Here is a 24,018-nt window from a genome sequence, read left to right as displayed (position 1 = left end):
CGGTCCACAGCCGCCTCGCCGACCGCCGGGACCGACCCTCCGGTCAGCCCCAGGCCTCGTCCAGCACCTTGAAGATGCGCTTGTCGGAGACCGGCTGGGAGGTGCCCAGCGCATGCGCGAAGTAGCTGACGCGCAGCTCCTCGATCAACCAGCGAATGTCCCGAACCTTGTCCGGAACCGGGCGCCCGCCCGGCTGCGCGGCCAGCAGCTCCGCGTACTCCCGCTGGATTTCCAGGACCTTCTCCATGCGCATGGTGTCCCGCTGGACGTTCGTGGGCATCTGCTGGAGCCGGCGGTCGACCGCCACCAGGTACCGCATGAGGTCCGGCAGCCGCCGCAGACCGGTGGCCGTGACGAAACCGGCGGGCACGAGGGCCGCCAGCTGCTCCTTGACGTCCGTGAGGTTCGCGACCAGGACGAGGCTCGTGGTGGCCTTCAGACGGCGCTCACAGGCCTGCCAGGCGGCCAGCACCTGCTGGACCCGGGAGACCGTCCGTACGGTCGCCTCGACCAGATCGGCGCGCACCTTGTCGAAGAGCTTCCGGAATGATTCCTCGTCCCAGGCGGGACCGCCGTGGTCGGCGATGAGCTTGTCGGCGGCGGCGGTCACACAGTCGTCGAAGAGCGCCTGGATACTGCCGTGCGGGTTGCGCGAGAGCGCCAGCTTGGCCTCGTTGTTCAACTGGCCCTGGGCGAACTTCGACGGGTTCGAGGGGATGTTGAGCAGGATCAGCCGGCGGGTGCCTCGCCACATCGCCGCGGTCTGCTCGGCCTCGGTGTCGAAGAGCCGTACGGCGACGCCGGCGCCCTCGTCGACCAGCGCCGGGTACGCCTTGACGGGCTGGCCGCCACGCCGGGTCTCGAAGGTGCGCGGCAGGCTCCCGATGGTCCACTGCGTCAGCCCGGTGCGCTGCTCGATGCCGATCGCGTCGGCGGCCTTGGAGATCACCTCGCGGGTCTTCGGCTTGAGCCGGAGGGTGAGCGCCTCCAGGTCCTTGTCCTCGGCGAGCTTGCGCCCCTGCTCGTCGGTCACCCGGAAGGTGATCTTGAGGTGGTCGGGGACCTTGGCGAGGTCGAAGTCCGCGGTGTCCACCCGGACGCCGACCATCCGCTGCAACTCGCGGGCGAGGGTGTCGGGCAGCGGGTCCTGGACGGGCACCACCCGGTCCAGGAAGGCCTTCGCGTAGTTCGGCGCGGGTACGTAGTGCCGGCGGACCGGTTTGGGGAGGGAGCGGATCAGCTCGGTGACGACCTCCTCGCGCAGGCCGGGGATCTGCCAGTCGAAGCCGTCAGGGGTGACCTGGTTGAGCACCTGGAGCGGGATGTGGACGGTCACGCCGTCCGCGTCCGCGCCCGGTTCGAACTGGTACGTCACCTTGAACGTGAGCCGGCCCTGGCGCCAGGAGTCCGGATAGTCGTCCTTGGTGACGGTCTGGGCCGCCTCGTTGATCAGCATCGACTGCTCGAAGTTGAGCAGTTCCGGTTCCTCGCGGTGCTTCTTCTTCCACCAGGAGTCGAAGTGGGCGCCGGATACGACGTCTTGCGGCAACTTCTGATCGTAGAAGTCGAAGAGCGTCTCGTCGTCGACCATGATGTCCCGGCGCCGGGCCCGGTGCTCCAGCTCCTCGACCTCACCCAGCAGCTTGCGGTTGTCGTGGAAGAACTGGTGGTGGGTGCGCCAGTCGCCCTCGACCAGGGCGTTGCGGATGAACAGGTCCCGCGACACCTCCGCGTCGATCCGCCCGTAGTTGACCTTGCGCTGCGCGACGATCGGCACGCCGTACAGCGTCACCCGCTCGAACGCCATCACCGCGGACTGGTCCTTCTCCCAGTGCGGCTCGCTGTACGTGCGCTTCACCAGGTGCTGCGCGAGCGGCTCGACCCACTCCGGCTCGATCTTCGCGTTCACCCGCGCCCACAGCCGCGAGGTCTCCACCAGCTCCGCCGACATGATCCAGCGCGGCGGCTTCTTGAACAGAGCCGAGCCGGGGAAGATCGCGAACTTGGCGCTCCTGGCGCCCAGGTACTCGTTCTTGTCCGTGTCCTTCAGGCCGAGGTGCGACAGCAGCCCCGCCAAGAGCGACGTGTGCAGCCGCTGCGAGTCCGGAGCGGCGTGGTCGCCCTCGACCAGCTGGATGCCCATCGTCTTGGCCACCGAACGCAGCTGGCTGTAGATGTCCTGCCACTCGCGGATCCGCAGATAGTTCAGATACTCGCTGCGGCACATCCGGCGGAAGGCCGACGACGAGAGCTCCTTCTGCTGCTCGCGCACATAGCGCCACAGATTCAGGAACGCCAGGAAGTCGCTGGTCTCGTCGGCGAAGCGGCGGTGCTTCTCGTCCGACTGCTGCTTCTTCTCCGCCGGCCGCTCACGCGGGTCCTGGATCGACAGCGCCGCCGCGATCACCATGACCTCGCGGACACAGCCGTTCTTGTCGGCCTCCAGCACCATCCTGGCCAGCCGCGGGTCCACCGGCAGCTGCGCCAGCTTGCGGCCCAGCGGCGTCAGCCGCTTCTGGTGATCCTTCTCCTTCGGGTCGAGCGCGCCGAGCTCCTCCAGGAGCTGGACGCCGTCCTTGATGTGGCGGCTGTCCGGCGGGTCGATGAAGGGGAACCGGGCGATGTCGCCGAGACCGGCCGCCGTCATCTGGAGGATGACGGACGCCAGGTTGGTCCGCAGGATCTCCGGGTCGGTGAACTCCGGGCGGGACTCGAAGTCCTCCTCCGAATACAGCCGCACACAGATGCCGTCCGAGGTACGCCCGCAACGGCCCTTGCGCTGGTTGGCGCTGGCCTGCGAGATCCCCTCGATCGGCAGCCGCTGCACCTTGGTGCGATGGCTGTAGCGGGAGATACGGGCATTGCCCGGGTCGATGACATACCGGATGCCGGGCACGGTCAGAGACGTCTCGGCGACGTTCGTGGCCAGTACGACGCGGCGCCCGGCGTGCTGCTGGAAGACACGGTGCTGCTCGGCCGACGACAGCCGCGCGTACAGCGGCAGCACCTCGGTGGAGCGCAGGTTCTGCTTGTTGAGGGCGTCCGCGGTGTCACGGATCTCACGTTCGCCCGACAGGAAGACCAGGATGTCGCCGGGGCCCTCGCGCTGGAGTTCCTCCACCGCGTCGCAGATCGCGGTGACCTGGTCGCGGTCCTCGTCGTCGCCCTCTTCGGCGAGCAGCGGCCGGTAGCGGACCTCCACCGGAAACGTCCGCCCGCTCACCTCGACGACCGGGGCGTCCGCGAAGTGCCGCGAGAAGCGCTGCGGGTCGATGGTGGCCGAGGTGATGATCACCTTGAGGTCGGGGCGGCGGGGGAGCAGCTGGGCGAGATAGCCCAGGATGAAGTCGATGTTGAGGCTGCGCTCGTGCGCCTCGTCGATGATGATCGTGTCGTACTGCAGCAGCTCGCGGTCGGTCTGGATCTCGGCGAGCATGATGCCGTCGGTCATCAGTTTGACCAGCGTGCGGTCGCCGACCTGGTCGGTGAAGCGGACCTTCCAGCCGACGGCCTCGCCGAGCGGGGTGTTCAGCTCCTCCGCGATCCGGTCCGCCACGGTGCGGGCCGCGATACGCCGGGGCTGGGTATGGCCGATCAGCCCCCGCACCCCGCGCCCCAGTTCCAGGCAGATCTTCGGGATCTGGGTGGTCTTGCCCGAACCGGTCTCGCCCGCGACGATCACGACCTGGTGGTCCCGGACCGCCGCCAGGATCTCGTCCTTGCGCTGGCTGACCGGCAGCTGCTCGGGATAGCTGATCTTGGGCACGGCGGCGCGCCGGAGCTCCACGCGCGCCTCGCCCTGCTCGATCTGGCCGGCGATCTCCGCCAGCACCGTCGCGCGGGCTTCGGTCTTACGGATCCGGCGGGCGCCCTCGAGACGGCGGCCGAGCCGCACTTCGTCGCGGAGCGACAGTGCGGAGAGACGGGATCCCAGGTCGGCGAGGGTGGCGGGGCCGGGCTGGCCGGAGGCACTGGAGGCGGAAGCAGGCTGCGTAGACATACGGCCCCCAGGATCTCACCCGGTCGGAAGAGTTCGCGAATCATTTCGACAACGACGAAGGCCCCGTCCGGAGACGGGGCCTTCGTCGTGCGGTGGCTGGGGCCGGGGTCGAACCGGCGACCTACCGCTTTTCAGGCGGTCGCTCGTACCAACTGAGCTACCCAGCCGCAGCGGTCCTGACGGGATTTGAACCCGCGGCCTCCACCTTGACAGGGTGGCGAGCACTCCAAACTGCTCCACAGGACCTAGCTATGTGTAAGACGAGTCTCACACACGGTAAAGCGTACCCCCAACGGGATTCGAACCCGTGCTACCGCCTTGAAAGGGCGGCGTCCTGGGCCACTAGACGATGAGGGCTAATTGGCCCGCCTTGGGCGCTTGTCGGCGCCGTCGGGGACGTGAGAAGCATATGGGATGCCGCCGGGTATCGCCAAAACGGTTTACCGGCCGGTCGCGGGGGCGGGCAGGGGGGAGGGTGACGGGGCCGGGGGCGGGGTCGGTGACGGGGTCCTGGGGGAGGCCGCACCGCCCGCCGGGGGAAGTGGTGTCACGTGCCGGGGGAAAGCGCCGCCCATGACCGACAATGGGCTGGTGCTGGAGATGACGAGCGAGGAGTTCGAGGAACTGGTCGGCGAGGCGCTCGACCGGATTCCCGCTGATCTGACGCGGCTGATGGACAACGTCGCCGTATTCGTCGAGGACGAGCCGGACCCGAAGGACCCCGACCTGCTCGGCCTCTATGAAGGGACACCCCTCACCGAGCGCGGCGAGTGGTACGCCGGAGTCCTGCCCGACCGGATCACGATCTACCGGGGGCCGACGCTGCGGATGTGCGACAGCCGTGCCGAGGTGGTCGCGGAGACCGAGGTGACGGTCGTTCACGAGATCGCCCACCACTTCGGGATCGACGACGAGCGGCTGCACGCGCTCGGCTACGGGTGACGGGTGACGGTGGAAGGCGACGGTGCACGCCGGCCGCGCGCGTGACCGGTCGAACGTGACGGTAGTCACCGGTGGAGCGTGTCCTGAGGGGTGGCGCGGGCGTTGGGCACCAGAGATCCTGCCCGCCGCGTCCTGACTTCCCGAGGTGCATGCACGTGCCCCCTTCCTCCTCCCGCGCCGTCGCCCGCACCGCCGGAGCCGTCCTGGCCGCCACCGCCGTCCTGCTGACGGCCGGCTGCCTGAGCACCGATGGCTCGCAGGACCCGAAGCCGTCCGGTGCGCCGGTCGCGCGGGTCGACGGGGCGCCGGAGGGCACCCAGCAGGACGGCGGCAAGGTCGCCCCGGGCGGGCGCAAGCCCCGGCCGAACGGTTCGCCGTCCGCGTCCGCGTCGCCCCACGGTGTGCCGCCGCTGGGCGGCGCCCCGGTGGCGGCGAAGCCCGCGCCTTCCCCCGGCCCCGGCAAGCCGTCCGCCGGGCCTGGGCAGGCCACCGCCTCCGCGCAGCCCGCCCAGCCGGCGACGTCCGCCCCGGCGCCGGCGACCACGGCGCCCTCGGCACCTCCGAGCGCCACCCCCACTCCCGTAGTGACGACCACAACACCGGCCCCCCCGGCGTAGCCCGCGTTACCGGTGTAAAGTAGGAGGTCAGCTGAGCTCCTCCGGTCCGATTGGTAAATCGGTCCGGAGATGCGTATGCTGGTAGATCGTTTGATCCTAATGCCCGGCGCCGAATCCGAAGAGCGCCGCGTGGCGCGTTCCTTTTCTCCAGGCTGCTGACCGCATTGAGGCGGTTGTATGCGAACCCCGGAGCTGGCGCGTGCCGAGTCTCCGAGAGGTTCAGCTTTAGCATGCCCATTAACACCGCCGACCGTACCGCCATGCCCATGGACGACTCCGTGGCTGACGACACCACGATCGACACCACGGCCGAGATCACCGACGTCGAGTCCGCAGAGACCGACATCGTCGAGGCCGACAGCACCACTGACACCACCACCGCGGCCGGCGACACGGCCGGCGACGACACCGCCGACGAGGCCGTGGCCGCCGATGACGCGGACAGCACGGACGCGGACAGCACGGACGCCGCAGACTCCGCGGATGCGGATGACGAAGAGGAATACACCGGCGTCACTTTCGGAGACCTCGGCCTGGCCGAGGGCATCGTCCGCAAGCTCGCGCAGAACGGTGTCACCAAGCCGTTCCCGATCCAGGCCGCGACCATCCCGGACGCGCTGGACGGCAAGGACATCCTGGGCCGTGGCCGTACCGGTTCCGGCAAGACGCTCTCCTTCGGCCTGCCGCTCCTGACGCTGCTCTCCGGTGGTCACACCGAGAAGAAGCGCCCGCGCGGCATCATCCTCACACCGACGCGTGAGCTCGCCATGCAGGTCGCCGACGCGCTGCAGCCGTACGGTGACGTTCTCGGCCTCAAGATGAAGGTCGTCTGCGGCGGTACCTCGATGTCCAACCAGATCTACGCGCTGGAGCGCGGTGTCGACATCCTCGTCGCCACCCCGGGCCGGCTGCGCGACCTGATGAACCGTGGCGCCGCTTCGCTCGACAAGATCCAGATCGCGGTCCTCGACGAGGCCGACCAGATGGCCGACATGGGCTTCCTGCCCGAGGTCACCGAGATCCTCGACCAGGTTCCGGTCGGTGGCCAGCGTCTGCTGTTCTCCGCCACCCTGGAGAACGAGATCGACTCCCTCGTCAAGCGCTACCTGAAGAACCCGGTCACCCACGAGGTCGACGCGGCGCAGGGCGCGGTCACCACCATGACCCACCACGTGCTCGTCGTGAAGCCGAAGGACAAGGCGCCGGTCACCGCCGCCATCGCCGCCCGTAAGGGCCGCACCATCATCTTCGTCCGCACCCAGATGGGCGCCGACCGCGTCGCCGAGCAGCTCATCGAGTCGGGCGTCAAGGCCGACGCGCTGCACGGCGGTATGACGCAGGGCGCGCGTACCCGCGTGCTGGAGGACTTCAAGGGCGGTCTCGTCAACGTCCTCGTCGCGACCGATGTGGCCGCGCGCGGCATCCACGTCGACGGCATCGGCCTCGTGCTGAACGTCGACCCGGCCGCCGACCACAAGGACTACCTCCACCGGTCCGGCCGTACCGCCCGTGCCGGCGAGAGCGGCACGGTCGTGTCGCTGGCGCTTCCGCACCAGCGCAAGACCATCTTCCGTCTGATGGAGGACGCGGGCGTCGACGCCTCGCGCCACATCATCGGCGGCTCGGGCGTCTTCGACGAGGAGGTCGCCATGATCACCGGCGCCCGCTCGATGACCGACGTCCAGGCCGACTCCGTACAGAACGCCGCGGCGCAGGCCGAGCGTGACGTCGCGGACATGACCCGCGAGCTGGAGAAGCTGCAGCGCCGCGCCACCGAGCTGCGTGAGGAGGCCGACCGCCTCACCATGCGTTCGGCCCGCGAGCGTGGCGAGGACCCGGAAGAGGCCGTCGCCGCCAAGGCGCTGGAAATCGCCGAGGCCGCCGCTGCCGAGGCCGCTCGTATCGCGGCCATCCCGGTCCAGCCCGAGCCCCGTCGTGACCGTGACGAGCGTGGCAACTACGGCCGTCGTGACGACCGTCCGTCCTCCGGTGGCTACGGCGGCGGCCGTGACCGTCGTGACGAGCGCCCCAGTGGCGGCCGTTCTTTCGAGCGTCGTGACGAGCGTCCGTCCTCGGGTGGTGGTTTCCGTTCCGGTGGTGACCGTCCGACCGGTGGCCGTTCTTTCGAGCGTCGCGATGAGCGTCCGTCCTCGGGTGGTGGCTTCCGTTCCGGTGGCGACCGTCCGACCGGTGGCCGTTCCTTCGAGCGCCGTGACGACCGCCCGTCCTCGGGTGGCTTCAACCGTGACCGTCGTGACGAGCGCCCCAGTGGCGGCCGTTCTTTCGAGCGTCGTGACGAGCGTCCGTCCTCGGGTGGTGGCTTCCGTTCCGGTGGCGACCGTCCGACCGGTGACCGTCCGACCGGCGGCCGTTCCTTCGAGCGTCGTGACGAGCGTCCGGCCACCGGTGGTTTCCGCTCCGGCGGCGACCGTCCGGCCACGGGTGGCTTCAACCGTGACCGTCGCGAAGAGCGTCCGGCCACGGGTGGCGGCTTCCGCACCGGCGGCGACCGTCCGTTCAACCGTGACCGTCGTGACGACCGTCCCGCCGGCCGCACCTTCGAGCGCCGTGACAGCCGCCCGGGCAACACCGGCACCGGCTCGATCGACCGCAAGCCGCGCTGGAAGGCCAACTGATCGCGCTGCACGCCTGATCACGGCTGACCACGTCGGCTGAACGTCTACGGGCCCGCCCGATGCCATTGGTATCGGGCGGGCCCGTTTTCGCGCAGGGTGTGCCGCATGGTGTGCCCCCGGCGGGGGAATTGCTGGGGGCATGACAACAACGCAAGAAGGTCAGCCGCACGAAGACCAACCGGACCCGGCCACGCCGGATCCCGTCGCGGGCTCCGACGAGGAGCGGCTGCGGCAGATGGGCTATACGCAGGTTCTCGCGCGACGGATGTCGGCGTTCTCGAACTTCGCGGTGTCGTTCACGATCATCTCGGTCCTGTCCGGGTGTCTGACGCTGTTCATGTTCGGCATGAACACCGGCGGCCCGGCGGTCATCACCTGGGGCTGGGTCGGTGTCGGGCTGATGACACTGGTCGTCGGGCTCGCGATGGCGGAGGTCTGTTCGGCGTATCCGACCTCGGCCGGGCTCTACTACTGGGCGCGCGTTCTGGCCCCGGAGCGCAGCGCCGCCGCCTGGGCGTGGTTCACCGGCTGGTTCAACGTGCTGGGGCAAGTCGCGGTGACGGCGGGCATCGACTTCGGGGCGGCGAGCTTCCTCAACGCCTATCTGACGCTGCAGTTCGACTGGCCGGCCACCCCGGGCCACACGATGATCCTGTTCGCGGCGATCCTCGTCCTGCACGGAGTGCTCAACACCTTCGGGGTGCGGATCGTCGCCCTGCTGAACGACATCAGCGTGTGGTGGCACGTGATCGGCGTGGCCGTCATCGTCGGAGCGCTCGCGATCGTCCCCGACAGCCATCAGTCGGCGTCCTTCGTCTTCACCGAGTTCGTCAACAACACCGGCTGGGGCAGCGGGCTCTACGTGGTGCTCATCGGCCTGCTGATGGCGCAGTACACCTTCACCGGTTACGACGCCTCCGCCCATATGACCGAGGAGACCCACGACGCGTCCGTCGCCGGGCCGCGCGGCATCGTCCGTTCCATCTGGACGTCCTGGATCGCCGGCTTCGTGCTGCTGCTCGGGTTCACCTTCTCCATCCACAGCTACAGCGGCGTCCTGGGCAGCGACACCGGCGTCCCGCCCGCCCAGATCCTGATCGACGGACTCGGGGCGACCGGCGGCAAGGCGCTGCTGCTCGTGGTGATCGTCGCGCAGCTGTTCTGCGGGATGGCCTCCGTCACGGCCAACAGCCGCATGATCTACGCGTTCTCGCGCGACGGCGCTCTCCCCTACTCCCGCGTCTGGCACCGCATCAACGAGCGCACCCGCACGCCCACCAACGCCGTGTGGCTGGCGGCCTCCGGCGCGCTGCTGCTCGGCCTGCCGTATCTGATCAACCCCACCGCCTACGCCGCCGTGACGTCGATCGCCGTGATCGGCCTGTACATCGCCTACGTCATCCCGACGTTCCTCCGGCTGCGCAAGGGCGACGCCTTCGAGCGCGGCCCCTGGCACCTGGGGCGCTGGAGCCGGCCGATCGGGATCCTCTCGGTGGGGTGGGTCGCGCTGATCACCGTGCTGTTCATGCTGCCGCAGGTGAGCCCCGTCACGGCGGACAGCTTCAACTACGCGCCGGTGGCGGTGCTCGCCGTCCTCGGCTTCGCCGCCACCTGGTGGCTGGTCTCCGCCCGTCACTGGTTCCTGAAACCGGCCGCCACCGAGTCGGTCGCCGACACCGACACCGACACCGACACCGCCGTCGAGTCCGCCCCTGAGCCGGGCTGACCCGAGCGGCGGATCCTCCGCAGCATGGCCGAAGCCAGGACGCAGATCATCCACAGCCGATAAGACTCGGACCTGCACGCCTCGCCGGGCTATGCTGCGGGGCGGGGCCATTAGCTCAATTGGCAGAGCAGTGGACTTTTAATCCATTGGTTGTCGGTTCGAGTCCGACATGGCCCACCATGAGAGCCGCAGGTCATACCACACCGACCTGCGGTTTCTCTGTGCCGGGGGCTGGATCCGGCCGCCGGTGGCCGTCCGGCCCGGGGCGGTCGCGTCCCGCTGCGGCCCACTGCCTCCCGAGCCCGTCCCGCCGCGTGCCGCCACGTCTGACCGGCCGCGACGCGGCACGGACCCGGTCCGCGCCCGGCTATGCTGGGAAGAGAACGGGCCGTTAGCTCAATGGTTAGAGCAGTGGACTTTTAATCCATTGGTTGTGGGTTCGAGTCCCACATGGCCTACCCGCAGGCGTACCGGTCTCGCCACCGGCGTCCTGCGAGAGCGCCCCGGTCGGGTTTCCCGACCGGGGCGCGCCTCTGTGCCGGGGCCGCACGTGACCCTCTGTAAAGTCTCGTGGATGACGTACCCAGTGGTGTTGCCCGCTCCGGCGGTGGCGAAATGATCTTTTCCGGAGCGGAGCGGAGGCTCCAGCTGATGGAGCGCAGGCTCGAACGGATCGAACGCCGTCAGGAGCTGATCCTGAGTCACCTGGGGATCGCGTTCGAGGAGGTATCCCCCGATCTGCGGGAGATCGACGAGCTTGTGCGGCAAGGGAAGAAGATCCAGGCGATCAAGGTCTACCGGGAGCTGACGGGCGCCGGTCTGAAGGAAGCCAAGGACGCGGTCGACCGGATGCCCGGAAACGGCTGACCTGGCTGAGCGCGTCCTTTCGGTGCGTTCTCTCGTGCGCGGCGGCGGAGTTCCTCAGGGATGCCGCTAGGGGACGGGGTAGGGATAACCCCCACGAGTTATGGGGCATGAGCCGGATGGGCCGGGGTCGTCCGGTGCGGCAAAGTCAGTGACACCCGCCGCTGACAAGGAGTTCGACATGGCCGCCACCTCGGTACCAGCGCCGGTCGCCACCGGGCCCCTGGCGGCATTCGTGCGCTTCGTGGTGTGCGGTGGGGGAGTTGGACTGCTGTCCAGCGGGGTACTGCTGATGCTCTCCGGACGGGTTTCGCTGCCACTGGCGAACGCGGTGGTGACGGTGGCGTCCACCCTGCTGGCCACCGAGCTGCACGGCCGGTTCACCTTCCGCGCCGGACGAGCCCAGCTGGCCGACCATCTCAAGTCCGGTCTCACCGCTACCGTTTGCTACCTGTTCACCACCGGTGCCCTGCTCACCCTGTACGCGGTGCACCCGAACCCGGGTCGGCTGCTGGAGCAGGGTGTCTACCTGTCCGCCTCCGGCCTGGCGGGTGTCGGGCGCTTCGTGGTGCTGCGGGTGATGGTCTTCGCGACCCGGGCCACGGCCACGGCCGGGAGCCGGGGCACCGCGAAGCCGGTCCTGACCCGTGGGTCGGTCGTCGTCGCCGCGTGAGCGACTTACGGGTCAGGCCGGGTGGTTCCGGCCTGGCGGGGCTCAGGTCCGGCGGGGGTCAGGCCGGGCGCCGTGCCGGGAGGGTCGTGCTGGCGAGGACGAGCGCCAGCGCGATCAAGCCCGCGCCGATCGCGAAGGCCAGGTGGTAGCCGCCGGTCAGCGCGGCGGGGGTGGAGCTTCCGGCGGCGAGCAGGTGGTCGGTGCGGGAGGTGGCGAGGGTGTTGAGGAGGGCGAGGCCGAGTGCGCCGCCGATCTGCTGGGTGGTGTTGAACAGGCCGGACGCGACGCCGGCGTCCCGCTCGGTGGCCCCGGACATACCGAGCCCGGTCAGGGCCGGAATGGCCAGCCCGAAACCGCTGAGCGACAGCATCGCCGGCAGCAGGTCGGTGAGGTAGTCACCGTGGACGGGTACGCGGCTGAGTAGCAGGAGCCCCGCGAGCAGGACCGCCAGACCGGAGACGACCATGGTGCGCTCGCCGAGTCGGGCGGTCAGGCGGGCGGAGAAGCCGAGCGAGACGATCCCGATCACCACGGCGGACGGCAGCAGGGCGAGCCCGCTCATCGCGGCGCCGTAGCCGAGCACGTGCTGCATATAGAGGACAACGAGGACCTGGAAGCCGAACAGGGCGGCGATCATGAGGACCTGGATCGCGTTGGCCCCGGAGACCTGGCGGGAGCGGAACACCCGCAGCGGCAGCAGCGGGGCGGCGGCCTTCGCCTGGCGGAGGACGAACGCGGCGAGCAGGACGATCGCCAGGGCGCCGAGACCGAGGGTGCGGGCCGAGGCCCAGCCGTTCTCGCCCGCCTTGACGATGGTGTGGACGCCGAGCATCAGACCGGCGGTGACGAGCGCGGCGCCCGTCGCGTCCGCCCCGGTACGCAGCGCGAGCCCGCGGTCGGCGACAAGGGTGCGGGCGGCCAGTACGCCGGCGGCGAGGCCGATCGGCAGGTTGATGAAGAAAATCCAGTGCCAGCTGGCGGACTGGGTGAGAACCCCGCCGAGCACCAGGCCGATCGAGGCCCCGGCGGCACCGACGAAGCTGAACGCGCCGATGGCCTTCGCCGCTCCAGCGGCTCGGGGAACAGCGTCACGATCATGCCGAGGCTCACCGCCGAGGCCATCGCGCCGCCGATTCCCTGGACGAAACGCCCGGCGATCAGCAGTTCCGGGGAACCCGCCACCCCGCACAGCAGCGAGGCGGCGGTGAAGAGGGTGATGCCCGCCAGGAACATTCGCTTGCGGCCGATCAGATCGCCGAGCCGGCCTGCCAGGAGCAGCAGTCCGCCGAAGGCGATCATGTAGGCGTTGACGACCCAGGCGAGGTCGGACTGCGAGAAGCCGAGGTCGCTCTGGATGGCGGGCAGCGCCACGGTCACGATGCTGCCGTCCAGGATGATCATAGTTCTGTAATAGACGATATCTTTCGGAACTAGATCGTCACCGGATCCGTGCCTCCCGGGCCCGCCGGACCGGGCGCGGAGACTCGATGGGCGTGGACAGCCGGCCCTCCGTCAGTCGCTGCACCGCGGAGGCGAACACCTTCCGTTCGTCCTCCGGAAGCGTGCCGAGCACCTCGCTGTGGATGCGGTCGATGATCACCAGGCCGTCGGCGATGTGCTGTACGCCCGCCTCGGTGACCGAGATGATCCGTGCCCGGCGGTCCGTGCTCGACGGGCGGCGCTCCGCGAGCCCGGCCTTCTCCAGCTCGTCCATCGTCACGACCATCGTGGTCTTGTCGAGGTCCGCCAGCTCCGCCACCTGCGCCTGGGTGAGTTTGCCCGTCAGCGCGTGCGCCAGCACACAGTGCAGGCGCGGCGAGCTGTCGATCTCGGCGAGCGCCGCCGTCAGCTCGGTGGTGAGCACATGCGCGATGTGCTTCAGCTGGAACGTGAGATCCGGGACGCGCCGTACGGGTGCGACGGCGGTCTTGTGGGCGGCGGGGGTCGCTTTGGGTGCCATACCGTGAGGGTAACAAGACTCGTCCGGTACAGGATCTTCCCGTACCGGACGGTCTGCATTCAGCCGCCGGCCACGGCGCTACGGCCGGACAGGTCCTAGCAGGGCCGCCGCCACGCGTCGAGGCCGGGACGCTTCTGCATGGAGCTGAGGCCGAGTTGTCGGGCGAGCGGGCAGAACTTCTCCGTCGTCAGGGTGTACTCGGTGTGGAACACCGCTTTGCCCGCCTTGATGAACGGAGTCAGCGCGTCGCATTCCTGGTTCTGCGCGCACTCCTCGTTGACGGCGAAGTCGAAGTCGCCGACCAGCTGCGGGATCTGCTCCAGATCGTTCTTGAGGCCGACCGACATACCGCGCTCGTGGGCGAGCCCGGCGAGCATGCGGTTGTAGGCGAGCTGGTCGGCGGCGGTCAGCGGGAAGCCCGAACGGTTGGTGTACGCGTCCATGAGGTCGGGCTCGACCGCGTCGAAGCCCTTGGCGCGGCACATGTCGAAACGTTTGGCCATCAGCGGGCGCAGGACGTCGATGCGGCGGATGTCGAGCCAGCGCTCGCCCTTCCAGCCGTTGCCCAGCCCGAGGACGGCGGCGGGAAAGGTCGCCCGGTCGGAGCGGAAGTCCTCCCAGGCACCCGCGTTGACGTAGCAGATCACCTTGCGACGGTCGGCATGCAGACGGGAGACGGCGGCGGCGTCGTTCTCGAACCCGTCGATGTCGTAGACGGGTACATCGACGCTCGTATCGACCTTGCCGCTGAGCTGCCACTGCCACGCGGTGCCGGGGCGCGGCTGCCAGTGGCCGGACGAAGGAGCGGGGGTGGTGCGGTCGTCCGGCTCCGGGCCGGGGTCAGGTTTGGTGCCGCAGGCGGCGAGCAGCAGAAGGAGAAGTGCGACGGGCAGGGAGCGCGTGGCGAACCTGCGGATCAACTGCTTTCCTCCTGCTGATGGTGGCGTGCGGCTGATGTCGATGCTGATCGTGATTCCCGGGAGTGGTCGGTGAGGTCAGAGGACACACCCTGCCAGGGGTTGGCGCCGGATCCAGGTACAGCGCAGTGCACGGCCGCGCCGCGCAGCCGGGCGGTACGGGAGACGAGGCCGCGGAGTCCGGCGGGCACGTCGTACACCAGATGGCAGAAACGCTCCGCCGGATACGTACCCGTCCAGGCCGGTACGGGGGCGGCGGTGCGGTACGTGGCCCAGCTGCCCTCGAAGGTCACCAGCAGATCGGCGACCTGGGCGTACCCGGGCGCGGGGTGCACGCCCGGGTTGAGGACGACCGTCTGGGAGCCGCAGGCGCGGGCGGTTCGGGCGAGCCGGCGGTAGTGGCCGACCAGGCCGCCGTCGGAGGCGGCCTGGTCGAGGAAGACGCCGTCCGTGCCGTACCACGTGCTGTGGTGGAACAGGTCGGCGAGGACCGCGTGGGTGGGGCGGCGGCCGTACGCGGTGTCCACGTAGCCCAGGACGCGTACGCCCGCCGCCCGCAACTCCCCGGCGACCGCCGCGAAGGCGGGGTCGGGCGCCGTACCCGGGCCGTCGGCGACGTTGAGGACGACGCCGTAGAGCAGGTCGGCGGACTCCACCAGCGTCCGCCAGGCGCCGGGGTCGACGGCCGGGTGGACGTACAGCGGGACGAGGAGCGATCCGCGGTTCACGGCGCGGCCGGGACGGCGGCCGCCCCTACGGGCGGGGCACCCGCCGACGCGGCGACCGGTGATGCGGCGACCTCCGGCGCGGGTAGCACTGGTGAGGCAACCGATGATGCGGCGACCGGTGATGCGGCGACCGGTGATGCGATGGCAGCCGCCGAAGCGACGGCCCCGGATGTGACAGTCCCCGCTGCGACGGCCGGAATGAGTGACCCCTCGTTCCACAGCGCGGCGAGCGATTCCGCGAGGGTGAACTCGGGCCGCCAGCCGAGGGCGACGGCCGCCGCGGAGATATCCGCCCGCTGCCACGACACGGACTCCGAACGTCGTGAACCCGCCCCGTTCTCCTCCACCCTGCCCCGGAAGCCGGACGCGGCCACCAGTCCCTCGGCGATCACGCGCACCGCGGTGGCGGAGCCGCCCGCGATGTTCAGGACGCGCGGCAGCGCCCCGGGAGCCAGGGCGGCGAGCACGACGGCCGCCGCCACATCCCGTACATCGACGTAATCGCGGTACGCGGACAGGTCGCCGACCCGGATCACCCCCTCCGCACCCTCAGGGAGCGCGCGCCGCAGTTCGGCGGCGAGCCGCCCAGGAAGGCTCGCCGCCGGCGATCCCGGGCCGATCGGGTTGAAGATCCGCAACACCGTGGCGTCCAGGGACGATGCGGTGACGATGAGGGTGCCGGCCAGCTTCGTGGCCCCGTACGCGCTCGGCGGGCGGGTCGGCGCGGATTCGTCGAGCGCCCGGCCGGGGGCCGTGACGCCGTACTCGGCGGCCGAGCCGAGATGTACGAGCCGAGCGGCGGGCGCCGCCCGCTGGAGCGCCTCGCAGAGTACGGCGGGACCACGGGTGTTGACCTCGGCGAGCCGCAGCGGGCTGCCGCCCACCGCACCCGCGCAGTTGACGACGGCGTGGGGATCGAACGCGCGCAACGCGTCCGCGAGCGCCCTGACGGAGATGGTGGCGAGGTCGATCGGCAGGTCGATGGGCAGGTCGATGGGCACGTCGATGGGCACGTCGCCCGGCGGTCCGGCGAGGGCGCCCCGGCCGCCGCCGAGCACCCGCACGCCCGGGAGGGCGCGCAGCTGCCCGGCGACGTGGCCGCCGAGGAATCCGGTGGAACCCAGGCAGAGAATGCGTCGCATGGCCTCGGTCACGCCCCCTTGAGCAGCAGTCCGCGATGGGTGGTGAATTCGGCGTTGGCCCGGTCGTAGTCGTCGGGACGTCCGATGTCGAGCCAGTAGCCGTCGAAGTCGTACGCGTTCGGCGGGGTGTTCGCGTTCAGCAGGTCGAGCACCAGCTCGTCGAAGCCGAGCGGCAGCCCGGGCGTGTAGCCGGCGAGGGTGGAACGCGACAGGCCGTACACGCCCATCGATACGCGGTAGTCGATGCTCGGCTTCTCGGTGAAGGCCACGACGTGTCCGTCGTTCGTGGTCAGCACTCCGAAGTCGATCTTTACCTTGCGTGCGTAGGTGGCGATGGTCAGCGGACCGTCCGTGGTCGCGTGATGCCGCAGTACGGCGCCGAAGTCCAGGTCGGTGAGGATGTCGCCGTTCATCACGAGGAAGTGGTCGGGAAGCCGGTCGAGCATGGTGAGCAGCGGCCCCATCGTGCCGAGCGGGCTGTCCTCGGTCGAGTAGCCGACGCGCATCCCCCATTGCGAGCCGTTGCCGACGTAGGCGCGGATGATGTGGCCCAGATGCCCGATGGCGATGGTGCAGGTGGTGAATCCGGCGCTCGCCAATTGCCGCATCACGATCTCCAGGATCGCGTGCTGGTCGCCGATCGGCACGAGCGGCTTCGGCAGAGCGGTCGTGTACGGCCGCAGCCGGACGCCTTTGCCGCCGGCCAGGATGACTGCGTGCATGGTGGTCGTCCCCCCTCTGGCCTCGCGGCCAGACGTCAGCTCGAAGTCGAGCTTCCAAGTCGAGCTTCCAAATCAGATGTTGTAGAGCGCGGTCTTGTAGCGGGCGAGATTCGCCGGGTCGCGGAAGAAGCCGATGGTGTGTTCCAGGCCCTGTTCCAGGCTGTGGTCCGGGGCCCAGCCGGTGGCCTCGCGCAGCCGCGAGGCGTCGCAGACCAGCCGCATCACCTCGGAGCCGGCGGGCCGGATGCGCTGTGCCTCCTCGATGACGTCGAGGTCGGTCTCCATGAGCTTGCCGATCAGCTGCACCAGGTCGCCGACCGAGATCTCACCGCCGGTCCCCGCGTTGAAGGTCCGCCCGACCACGCTCTCGGCGGGCGCGCTCCCCACCGCGAGGAACGCCCGCGCCGTGTCCCGTACATAGGTGAAGTCGCGCGTCGGACGCAGATCGCCGAGCGTGATGGTCCGCTCCCCGGCGGCCACCTGCCCGATCACCGTCGGGATCACCGCCCGCATGGACTGCCGTGGCCCGAAGGTGTTGAACGGCCGCAGCGTCACCACGGGGGTCTCGAAACTCGCGTAATAGCTGTCCGCCAGCCGGTCGCCGCCCGCTTTCGAAGCGGCGTACGGGGACTGGGTGTTGATCGGGTGGTCCTCGGAGATCGGTACGGTCTGCGCGGTGCCGTACGTCTCGCTGGTGGAGGTGTGCACCAGGCGCGGGATCTCCAGATGGCGTACGGCCTCCAGCACGTTCAGCGTGCCGGTGACGTTCGTGTCGACGTAGGAGTGCGGTGCCCGGTACGAGTAGGGGATCGCGATCAGCGCGGCCAGATGGTAGACGGCCTCCGTGTCCTTCACGAGTTCCCTGACGGAGCCGGGATCGCGGACGTCGCCCAGGACCACGTCGACCTGGTCCATCGTCTCGGCGGGCAGCGTCTCCAGCCAGCCGAATGAAGAGAAGGAGTTGTACTGGGCCATCGCGCGCACCCGGTGTCCTGAGGCGACCAGCGCCTCCACCAGATGCGAGCCGATGAAGCCTTCGGCGCCGGTGACGGCTACCCATGTCATGTCGGTACTCCGGTTTCAGTGAGAGGTTCGGTCAGAAGGAAGAGGGCTTTCAGCGGTGTGCCGTGGACCGGCCCAGCAAGGAGCAGGCGAGGGCGATCAGTAACCCCGCCGCGCCCGTGCAGGAGGCCAGTTGCACGATCGGATGGTCACCGAACTCCCAGCACAGAGCGGCGACTTCGGGTACGGCCGCCGCTATGCACACCACCGCCGCCGGCCATGCCGCACCGAACGCCTGGAGCAGCAGTGAGAGCCACAGCACCGCGCCGAGCGCCAGCAGTACGCACAACCGCAGTGGGCCGGGCGCCGGTGCTCCCGGCCACAGCCGGGTGAGGGCCGTCTCGAGCACCCCGAGGACGACCAGGTATCCCGTCAGACACCCCAGCAGGGCCAGCGCCGCCCTGGCCTGGAAGCCCGCCGCGTCGGTGCTGCGCCGCAGCGCGGCCACACCACGCCCGCGGAAGCGGTACAGCAGCCATTCGGCCGCGCCCATGCTCAGCGTCAGCGAGACCGCCGACACCCCCGCGTCGAGCGCCAGCACCAGGACCAGCACCGCGCTGGCCAGCCCGTACAGCCCGTAGGGAACGGAGGCGGCGACCGGCGGCGGCGCGGGCTCGCCCGGTTCGGGAGGGGTGCGCATTCCGCGTACGATCTGCCGGCCGGCGATCAGCAGCGCCGCCACCGGTGTCGTGATGACCAGGCAGGCCCTCGCCCAGGCGGGCAGGTCCCCCATGAGCAGCGCCGCCGCGCCGGCCGTCGTCGGCGCGAGTGCCAGCAGCAGGTCCCGCTCCCGGCCCAGCACCAGCAGTGCCGTGGCGGCCGCCAGATAGCCGGACTGCCCCACAGCGAAGGCCGCCTGGCTGCCCGTGGAGGCGAACGGGATCGCGACCGCCGAAGCGAGCAGCGCCCCGGCCGGCGCGCCCCGCAGCAGACAGTGCGCCGCCGACCGCCGTCCGTCCGAGCCGAAGCGCAGATACGCGCGGTGCGCCAGCGCCTGGTTCCACGCCCAGCCGACGAGCGCGGCGGCGGACAGCGCCACCGTGCCCGCCGGCAGCCCGAACGCGTCCGAAGGCCCCTTCAGTAGCGTCCCGCCCAGGACGTACGCCAGCCCCGGCAGCCCGAAGACGATTCCCCGCAGCACGCACCGCCACGGATCGATGCGCCAGGGGTCGGGGCCCGGCGCCGGTTCCGGATAGCGGCGGGTGTCCGCGCTCCGCTCGTGCAACTCCTCGGCCAGCGCGAACAGATCGCGCCGCCCGTACCGGTTGACGATCAGCTCGTGCGTCAGCCCGTCCGACTCCAGCACCGCCGCGATCTCGTCCGCGTGCACCGCCGCCGCGCACACCTCGGCGAGGCGCTCCGCGAGCTCCTCCAACGGGTCCTCGGCCCAGGACGGCCGTCGGCGCTGCCGCTGCATCGGCACGTTCGGCAGTGCACCCGCTTCCCGCGGTACGAGGCGCAGCGGGCCGCTCATCGCGCACCGCCCCACGCGCGGGTCACTGGGCGATCTCGGTGATGGCGTCGTCCTGGGTGATGTCGTTGTCGTGAAGGGTGAGGTGGTGGTCCTGGTGGCGCTCCTGGTGGTGGCGGGCCTGCCACTCCACACCGATGGGGGTGAGGACGAGCCAGGGCTGCCGGGCGGCGAGTTCGCCGTAGATACCGCGGAAGGTGTCGATGGTCTGGCGGAGGGTGAACTGGTCGATGACGCGGAGCCGGGCGGCTTCACCCATGGAGGCGCGGGTCGCCGGGTCGCGGAGCAGCGCGAGCGCGGCCTTCGCCATCGCGGCGGGGTCGCGGGGCGGGACGACCAGCCCCGTGTCGCCGACCGCTTCCCGTACGCCGCCGACGTCCGTGGAGACGGTGGCGCGCCCGCACGACATGGCTTCGATGAGGGTGAAGGGGAATCCCTCGCTGATGCTGGAGAGCATCACGACGTTCCCGGCCGCGTAGGCGTCCCGGATGTCCTCGACGCGCCCCTCGAAGGTCACCGCGTCACCGACACCCAACTCGGCTGCCAGCGAGACGCATTGATCGCGGTACGCCTCCCCGCCCCTCGGAGTCCCGCCGAAGAGCCGCAGCCGTGCCCGCGGCACCTCGGCCCGTACGCCGGCGAAGGCGCGGATCAGCGTCTCCAGATCCTTGATCGGGTCGACGCGCCCGGCCCAGCTGAGGGTGGGTACGGCGGGCTCGGGTCCTGAATAGGGGAAGTCGGCGGGGTCGACGCCGTTGTACACCGTGCGGATCCGGTCCGGCGGGGTGCCGCCGCGTTCCTCCCAGCGCCGGTTGTAGCGACTGCCGGGGGTGACGAGCGCCGCCCGCCGGTACGCCTCCTCGGCGAGCAGACGGTAGAAGCCGAGCAGGAGTGCTTTGACGGGCCAGCCGTACGGCCCTGTGCGGTAGCCGAGGTAGCGCTCCCGCAGGTAGACGCCGTGCTCGGTGAGCAGGAACGGTGTGCCGTGTTCGTGGTGCGCCACCAGGCCGGGGATCGTGGCGAGGCCGCCGCTGACGGCGTGGGTGACGACTCCGGCCCGGGGCACCGCTGCGAGCGGGCGCAGCGCGTGTTCCAGCAGATCGGTGGCGGTGAGTGCGTCGTGCAGGGTGGGCCGGGCGGCGGAGGCCGCGAGGTGCGGCCGGTTCCACAGACTCGTGAGGATGCGTACGGCGTCCTCGGAGCGCAGCGCGGCGGACAGCGACCCGGAGCGGGCCAGTGCGGCCATCGCGTACAGCTGGTCCGCGAACTCGCCTTCGGCGGCCGGGTCGAGCAGGGCCAGCAGGAAGCGCTCGTAGCCGGCCCGGAAGAGCTGTGCCTCGCGCCCGCGGGGCGCGCGGCCGGCCGGGGGCTTTCCCCACAGCGGTATCTCGGTGAAGTCCCGTACATTCCCCGGAAGCTCCCAGGTGAGCGGCTCCCGTCCGGTGCCGGTCACGGCTATCAGCCGGAAGTCGAAGTCCGGTATTCCCCGGATGAGTTGGTCGCACCAGACGCTTACGCCGCCGTGGCTGTGCGGATACGTGCCCTCGGTCAGCAAGGTCACCTGGGTCGTCACCTGGGTCTGCATGGCGAATCGGTCCCCCCACGGGTCCGTCAATGAATGCGCTGGGAAGCCGCCGGACGGGCTGAATTCAGCCCGTCCGGCGATCGAGGACGAACGGCTACCGCTGCGCTGCTACGGCTTGGCGGTGTCGCCGGGGCCGTGCGGAACCGGCGCGGCCGCACCCGTCGGCACGGGCAGTGCCTTTGCCGGGGTCCGCAGTTTCGCGGCCGTGGCGCTCCGGGCGGTCTTGGCCGGAGTCGCGGCCACCACGGCGGGTGTGGCAGCGGCCGTGAGCTTGAGCGTCACCTGGCTCTGCAGCGCTCCGGGCGCGACCCAGCCGGCCAGCTGTCCGGCGTAGGCGCCGCCGAAGGCGGTGGTGCCGAGCAGCTGCTGCTGGCGGGTGCCGGCGGGCACGGTCGCGGTGGACTGCAGCCCGCTCGGTGCGCTGATGGTGACGGTGTCACCGATCCGGTAGGCGGTGATCTGGTCGGCCTTGACGGCCGTGTCCCAGCTGGTGCGCTTGGCCAGCTCGGCGGAGATGTCGGCCATCCGGAGGTTCACGATGGGCGTGTTGGCGGCGTAGAGGTTCTTGTAGTCGCCGAGGATCTTCTCCATGACCGGGTACGCGATCCGGTCCTCGGCGAAGTTCGACTGGTGGACGTAGTGCGGCCGCGGGTTGTTGGACAACACATGCCCGAGGTCGATCCGCGCCTCCAACGGCACGATGTACGAGGCGTAGCCGCTCGCCGTGTCCAGCGGTGCGGGGAGGCAGGTGGACGTCGCGGAGCCCTCGCAGATACCGCTGCCGCCGTCGGCCGCCTTGGTGTAGATCCAGTTGTACTCGTCGACTTCTTCGCTCGCCTTACCCGCGTTGTAGAAGACGTTCATCGGGAAGCGCGGTACGCTCAGCGCCGGGCCGACCGTGCGCTGCTGCGGGTCCCGCGAGTTGTCGCTGCCCAGAACGTTCACACCGGTCGCGGACAGCGACGGGGCGAGGTTCGGGTTGTCGACGGGCTGCTGCGGCAGGATCCTCAGGCCGGAGTGCTCACCGGTGAGAAGCTCATTCTTGTTGACGGTGAGGCCGTTCTGCGCCGCCCACGTGGTGTTGTCCTTGATCTGCGCGGTGATGTCGGCCTGGCTGGTCCACCGCACCGTGCCGTCGGCGTTGGTCGCGCACTTCCACGGCACCACCGACACGTCCTGGACGCAGCCGAGGTATGAGTGGGTGTAGGTGTGGTTGACCCAGCGGTACGCGCTCTTGTCGGCGAAGAGCTGCTGCGCCAGCGGGTCGGCCCCGGCGTGCCCCGCCTCCGCCTTGTAGTCCTCGCTGCCGCCGCCGTTGTACATCAGGTCCGGCGTGAAGCCGTTGGCCTGCGACCACTGCTTGAGGTAGGTGGCGTCGGCGGCCGACATCCGGATGGGGTCCGTAGCCGGGCCGGTTCCGACGGGGCAGTCCACGTCGCCGGGGGTGCAGTTGAGCGTGCTGTTCCAGCGGTCGTCAGCGAGGAACACGTCATCCATGTGGAGCGCGAAGTAGTTGTGGTTGGCCCCGAGGTGGATGCCCTGCGTCATCCACTCGACCATGCCGCGCGCCAGCAGCCGGTACTGCTGCTGGTACTGGTTGTAGACGAAGGTGACGACCAGTTCACGGCGGCCGTCGTGGGTGTACTGCCCGATGAGCGAGCCGCGGGCGCTGGTGCCCTGGATCGGTGCGTCCACGTAGCTGGTGAAGGCGGCCCCGGCCGCCTGTTGCGCGAGCGGCGTGGCCAGATAGCCGTAACTCTCGCTCGCCGTAGGTGAGTTGTCCTCGAAGGGCACGTTCCCTTGGAGATAGCCGAAGGGACCGGCGGCGGCCGTCACCGCCGCGGTGATTCCGTCCAGCGAACCGATGTAGCCGGGGTTCTGTGCGTAGTTCAGCCCGACCTCGGGCCGGGCATAGGTGTATGCGTCGACCTGCGGGATCCCGAAGGCCGTCTCGTACGCGGCCAGCGCGGCCATCTCGGCCGATCCGGTGCCGAACGGGTTGTCGTTCGGCAGCACAACGGCCTGGTACTTGGCGCGCGGCCGGCCGCTGACGGTGTCGCTCAGGGAGGTGGCGGTGATCTGCGGCCGGCTGCCGCTGTTCAGATCGACCGTGGTGTACGGGGTGCCCGCGCTGTCGAGTTCGGCGGCGATGGCCTGCGTGGCGGGCCCGCCGTCGTCGAGGACGAGCACCCGCAGATCGATCCTGGGTGTGAGGGCCGTGGCGGCGGTGGCGGCCGTGGCGGTGGCGGAACTCATTCCGGCGGCGGGCCAGGTGAGGGTGAGCATCGCCGCGGCAGTGCACGCGGTGGCAAGACGGGTCGTCCGACCCATGGTTCCTCCCCCGGGAGAGCACAGCAGGACAGCCCTCACAGGCGCCCCACGGCCCTCCCTTTTCCAGTGAACTGGGCTACGTGCGACCGTCAGATCTCCCCGTCTTGAGGTCGCCCGTGACACATCGTGGAGCAAAGGTGAGGCTTTGTGGAGAGGAAACGGGAAGGCGGTGAAAAAGGCACAGCATTGTTCATTTCCGAAAGCGGGATGTTCACCGATGCGACACTGGTCGGGGGGAGGGTTGGGTACGGGTTTCCGCAGGTTGACGCACGTGTGAGCGAGTAGTAATCAGAGGAGACGTTAAACCAATTCTTGACGAAGTCCCGGAGGCCGGGAAGCCGGGATGCATAAATGCAGGGGCCCTGGAATTCGCTGTGAACCTCCGGTCCGGGATTTGTCTCCGTTGTGTTCGGGTTCCCGGTCTCCGGCCCGGTCTCCAGCCCGGATTTCAGACGCCGTTGACGAGCGCTCGGCGCGAGCGGAGCCGTCGCCGGACCGTGGGTTCAGCTGTTACACGCAGGTGACGGTTCGCCCATGATCCAGTGACCGGTTCCGTGTGAACATCAGCACATCGCAAGCCGCCAGGGCCGAACGGGAACGCCGAACGGAAAGCTGAGCGGGGCGCAACATCCAGCTCTACCC

The 24,018-nt window shown here is 69.9% G+C and carries 15 protein-coding genes, 5 tRNA genes and 2 pseudogenes; 8 read left to right on the top strand and 14 right to left on the bottom strand.

Translation table 11 applies throughout. The features are described 5' to 3' along the window. Window positions 1-43: 43 nt before the first annotated feature. The 4 genes from hrpA to QMK24_RS26590 all read right to left on the bottom strand — a co-directional run bounded on the left by hrpA (window position 44) and on the right by QMK24_RS26590 (window position 4,357). Entirely contained in the window at window positions 44-4,000 is a 3,957-nt protein-coding gene (gene hrpA / locus QMK24_RS26605) for an ATP-dependent RNA helicase HrpA (protein WP_283469315.1), read from the bottom strand. Window positions 4,001-4,093: 93 nt separating this feature from the next. Beyond that, window positions 4,094-4,167, bottom strand: a tRNA-Phe gene (locus QMK24_RS26600). A gap of 4 nt (window positions 4,168-4,171) precedes the next feature. Then, a tRNA-Asp gene (locus QMK24_RS26595) sits at window positions 4,172-4,246 on the bottom strand. A 38-nt stretch (window positions 4,247-4,284) separates the two neighbouring features. Further along, window positions 4,285-4,357 (bottom strand) — tRNA-Glu (locus tag QMK24_RS26590). A gap of 234 nt (window positions 4,358-4,591) precedes the next feature. Between QMK24_RS26590 and QMK24_RS26585 the strand changes: the two genes are divergently transcribed. From QMK24_RS26585 to QMK24_RS26550, 8 genes are all read left to right on the top strand, one after another. After that, entirely contained in the window at window positions 4,592-4,942 is a 351-nt protein-coding gene (locus QMK24_RS26585; protein ID WP_283469342.1) for a metallopeptidase family protein, read from the top strand. A 155-nt stretch (window positions 4,943-5,097) separates the two neighbouring features. Then, window positions 5,098-5,559: a hypothetical protein gene (locus QMK24_RS26580; protein WP_283469314.1), complete on the top strand. Its 462-nt coding sequence runs from the start codon at window positions 5,098-5,100 to the stop codon at window positions 5,557-5,559. Between the two features lie 230 nt (window positions 5,560-5,789). Next, a complete protein-coding gene (locus QMK24_RS26575) occupies window positions 5,790-8,195 on the top strand; it encodes a DEAD/DEAH box helicase (protein ID WP_283469313.1) in 2,406 nt (801 codons plus the stop codon). Between the two features lie 235 nt (window positions 8,196-8,430). Continuing rightward, entirely contained in the window at window positions 8,431-9,921 is a 1,491-nt protein-coding gene (locus QMK24_RS26570) for an amino acid permease (protein WP_283469341.1), read from the top strand. Between the two features lie 104 nt (window positions 9,922-10,025). Then, window positions 10,026-10,101 (top strand) — tRNA-Lys (locus QMK24_RS26565). Window positions 10,102-10,306: 205 nt separating this feature from the next. After that, window positions 10,307-10,379, top strand: a tRNA-Lys gene (locus QMK24_RS26560). Window positions 10,380-10,536: 157 nt separating this feature from the next. Continuing rightward, window positions 10,537-10,788, top strand: coding sequence for a ribosomal protein L7/L12 (locus tag QMK24_RS26555; protein WP_283469312.1), 252 nt, complete (start codon window positions 10,537-10,539; stop codon window positions 10,786-10,788). Between the two features lie 178 nt (window positions 10,789-10,966). After that, window positions 10,967-11,458, top strand: coding sequence for a GtrA family protein (locus QMK24_RS26550; protein WP_283469311.1), 492 nt, complete (start codon window positions 10,967-10,969; stop codon window positions 11,456-11,458). Window positions 11,459-11,522: 64 nt separating this feature from the next. On the opposite strand, the pseudogene QMK24_RS26545 reads toward QMK24_RS26550, so the two are convergent. The 10 genes and pseudogenes from QMK24_RS26545 to QMK24_RS26500 form a co-directional block, all read right to left on the bottom strand. Continuing rightward, window positions 11,523-12,859, bottom strand: a pseudogene (locus tag QMK24_RS26545) (DHA2 family efflux MFS transporter permease subunit); the annotation flags it as partial. 37 nt (window positions 12,860-12,896) lie between these two features. Then, window positions 12,897-13,418: a MarR family winged helix-turn-helix transcriptional regulator gene (locus QMK24_RS26540; RefSeq protein WP_283469310.1), complete on the bottom strand. Its 522-nt coding sequence runs from the start codon at window positions 13,416-13,418 to the stop codon at window positions 12,897-12,899. Window positions 13,419-13,513: 95 nt separating this feature from the next. Further along, window positions 13,514-14,335 (bottom strand): endo alpha-1,4 polygalactosaminidase, encoded by an 822-nt coding sequence (locus tag QMK24_RS26535; RefSeq protein WP_283469340.1) that lies wholly within the window; start codon window positions 14,333-14,335, stop codon window positions 13,514-13,516. Next, a complete protein-coding gene (locus QMK24_RS26530) occupies window positions 14,335-15,063 on the bottom strand; it encodes a spherulation-specific family 4 protein (protein ID WP_283469309.1) in 729 nt (242 codons plus the stop codon). Before QMK24_RS26530 ends, QMK24_RS26535 begins: the two co-directional genes overlap by 1 nt. A gap of 203 nt (window positions 15,064-15,266) precedes the next feature. Beyond that, window positions 15,267-16,205, bottom strand: a pseudogene (locus QMK24_RS26525) (NAD-dependent epimerase/dehydratase family protein); the annotation flags it as partial. A gap of 8 nt (window positions 16,206-16,213) precedes the next feature. Then, the gene (locus QMK24_RS26520) at window positions 16,214-16,927 is read right to left on the bottom strand and encodes a sugar phosphate nucleotidyltransferase (RefSeq protein ID WP_283469308.1); all 714 of its coding nucleotides are present in this window, start codon (window positions 16,925-16,927) and stop codon (window positions 16,214-16,216) included. A 72-nt stretch (window positions 16,928-16,999) separates the two neighbouring features. Next, window positions 17,000-17,992, bottom strand: coding sequence for an SDR family NAD(P)-dependent oxidoreductase (locus tag QMK24_RS26515; protein WP_283469307.1), 993 nt, complete (start codon window positions 17,990-17,992; stop codon window positions 17,000-17,002). A gap of 49 nt (window positions 17,993-18,041) precedes the next feature. After that, window positions 18,042-19,463, bottom strand: coding sequence for a hypothetical protein (locus QMK24_RS26510; RefSeq protein ID WP_283469306.1), 1,422 nt, complete (start codon window positions 19,461-19,463; stop codon window positions 18,042-18,044). Between the two features lie 22 nt (window positions 19,464-19,485). Then, entirely contained in the window at window positions 19,486-21,045 is a 1,560-nt protein-coding gene (gene pelF, locus QMK24_RS26505; protein ID WP_283469305.1) for a GT4 family glycosyltransferase PelF, read from the bottom strand. Between the two features lie 108 nt (window positions 21,046-21,153). Continuing rightward, window positions 21,154-23,376 carry a hypothetical protein gene (locus QMK24_RS26500; protein WP_283469304.1) on the bottom strand — a complete coding sequence of 741 codons (2,223 nt, stop codon included), beginning with the start codon at window positions 23,374-23,376 and terminating at the stop codon, window positions 21,154-21,156. Window positions 23,377-24,018 lie beyond the last annotated feature (642 nt).

The organism is Streptomyces sp. PH10-H1 (assembly GCF_030063355.1).
Classification (GTDB): Bacteria; Actinomycetota; Actinomycetes; order Streptomycetales; family Streptomycetaceae; genus Actinacidiphila.
The sequence above is the reverse complement of the archived record's forward strand: the minus strand, read 5'-3'. Positions and strand labels throughout refer to the sequence as shown.

Excerpts from the sequence above, each read along its gene's own strand:
- QMK24_RS26550 (WP_283469311.1), top strand. The coding sequence starts at position 10,967 with ATGGCCGCCACCTCGGTACCAGCGCCGGTCGCCACCGGGCCCCTGGCG.
- QMK24_RS26510 (WP_283469306.1), bottom strand. The coding sequence starts at position 19,463 with ATGAGCGGCCCGCTGCGCCTCGTACCGCGGGAAGCGGGTGCACTGCCG.
- pelF (WP_283469305.1), bottom strand. The coding sequence starts at position 21,045 with ATGCAGACCCAGGTGACGACCCAGGTGACCTTGCTGACCGAGGGCACG.
- QMK24_RS26555 (WP_283469312.1), top strand. The coding sequence starts at position 10,537 with ATGATCTTTTCCGGAGCGGAGCGGAGGCTCCAGCTGATGGAGCGCAGG.
- QMK24_RS26515 (WP_283469307.1), bottom strand. The coding sequence starts at position 17,992 with ATGACATGGGTAGCCGTCACCGGCGCCGAAGGCTTCATCGGCTCGCAT.
- hrpA (WP_283469315.1), bottom strand. The coding sequence starts at position 4,000 with ATGTCTACGCAGCCTGCTTCCGCCTCCAGTGCCTCCGGCCAGCCCGGC.
- QMK24_RS26500 (WP_283469304.1), bottom strand. The coding sequence starts at position 23,376 with ATGGGTCGGACGACCCGTCTTGCCACCGCGTGCACTGCCGCGGCGATG.
- QMK24_RS26575 (WP_283469313.1), top strand. The coding sequence starts at position 5,790 with ATGCCCATTAACACCGCCGACCGTACCGCCATGCCCATGGACGACTCC.
- QMK24_RS26570 (WP_283469341.1), top strand. The coding sequence starts at position 8,431 with ATGGGCTATACGCAGGTTCTCGCGCGACGGATGTCGGCGTTCTCGAAC.
- QMK24_RS26540 (WP_283469310.1), bottom strand. The coding sequence starts at position 13,418 with ATGGCACCCAAAGCGACCCCCGCCGCCCACAAGACCGCCGTCGCACCC.
- QMK24_RS26520 (WP_283469308.1), bottom strand. The coding sequence starts at position 16,927 with ATGCACGCAGTCATCCTGGCCGGCGGCAAAGGCGTCCGGCTGCGGCCG.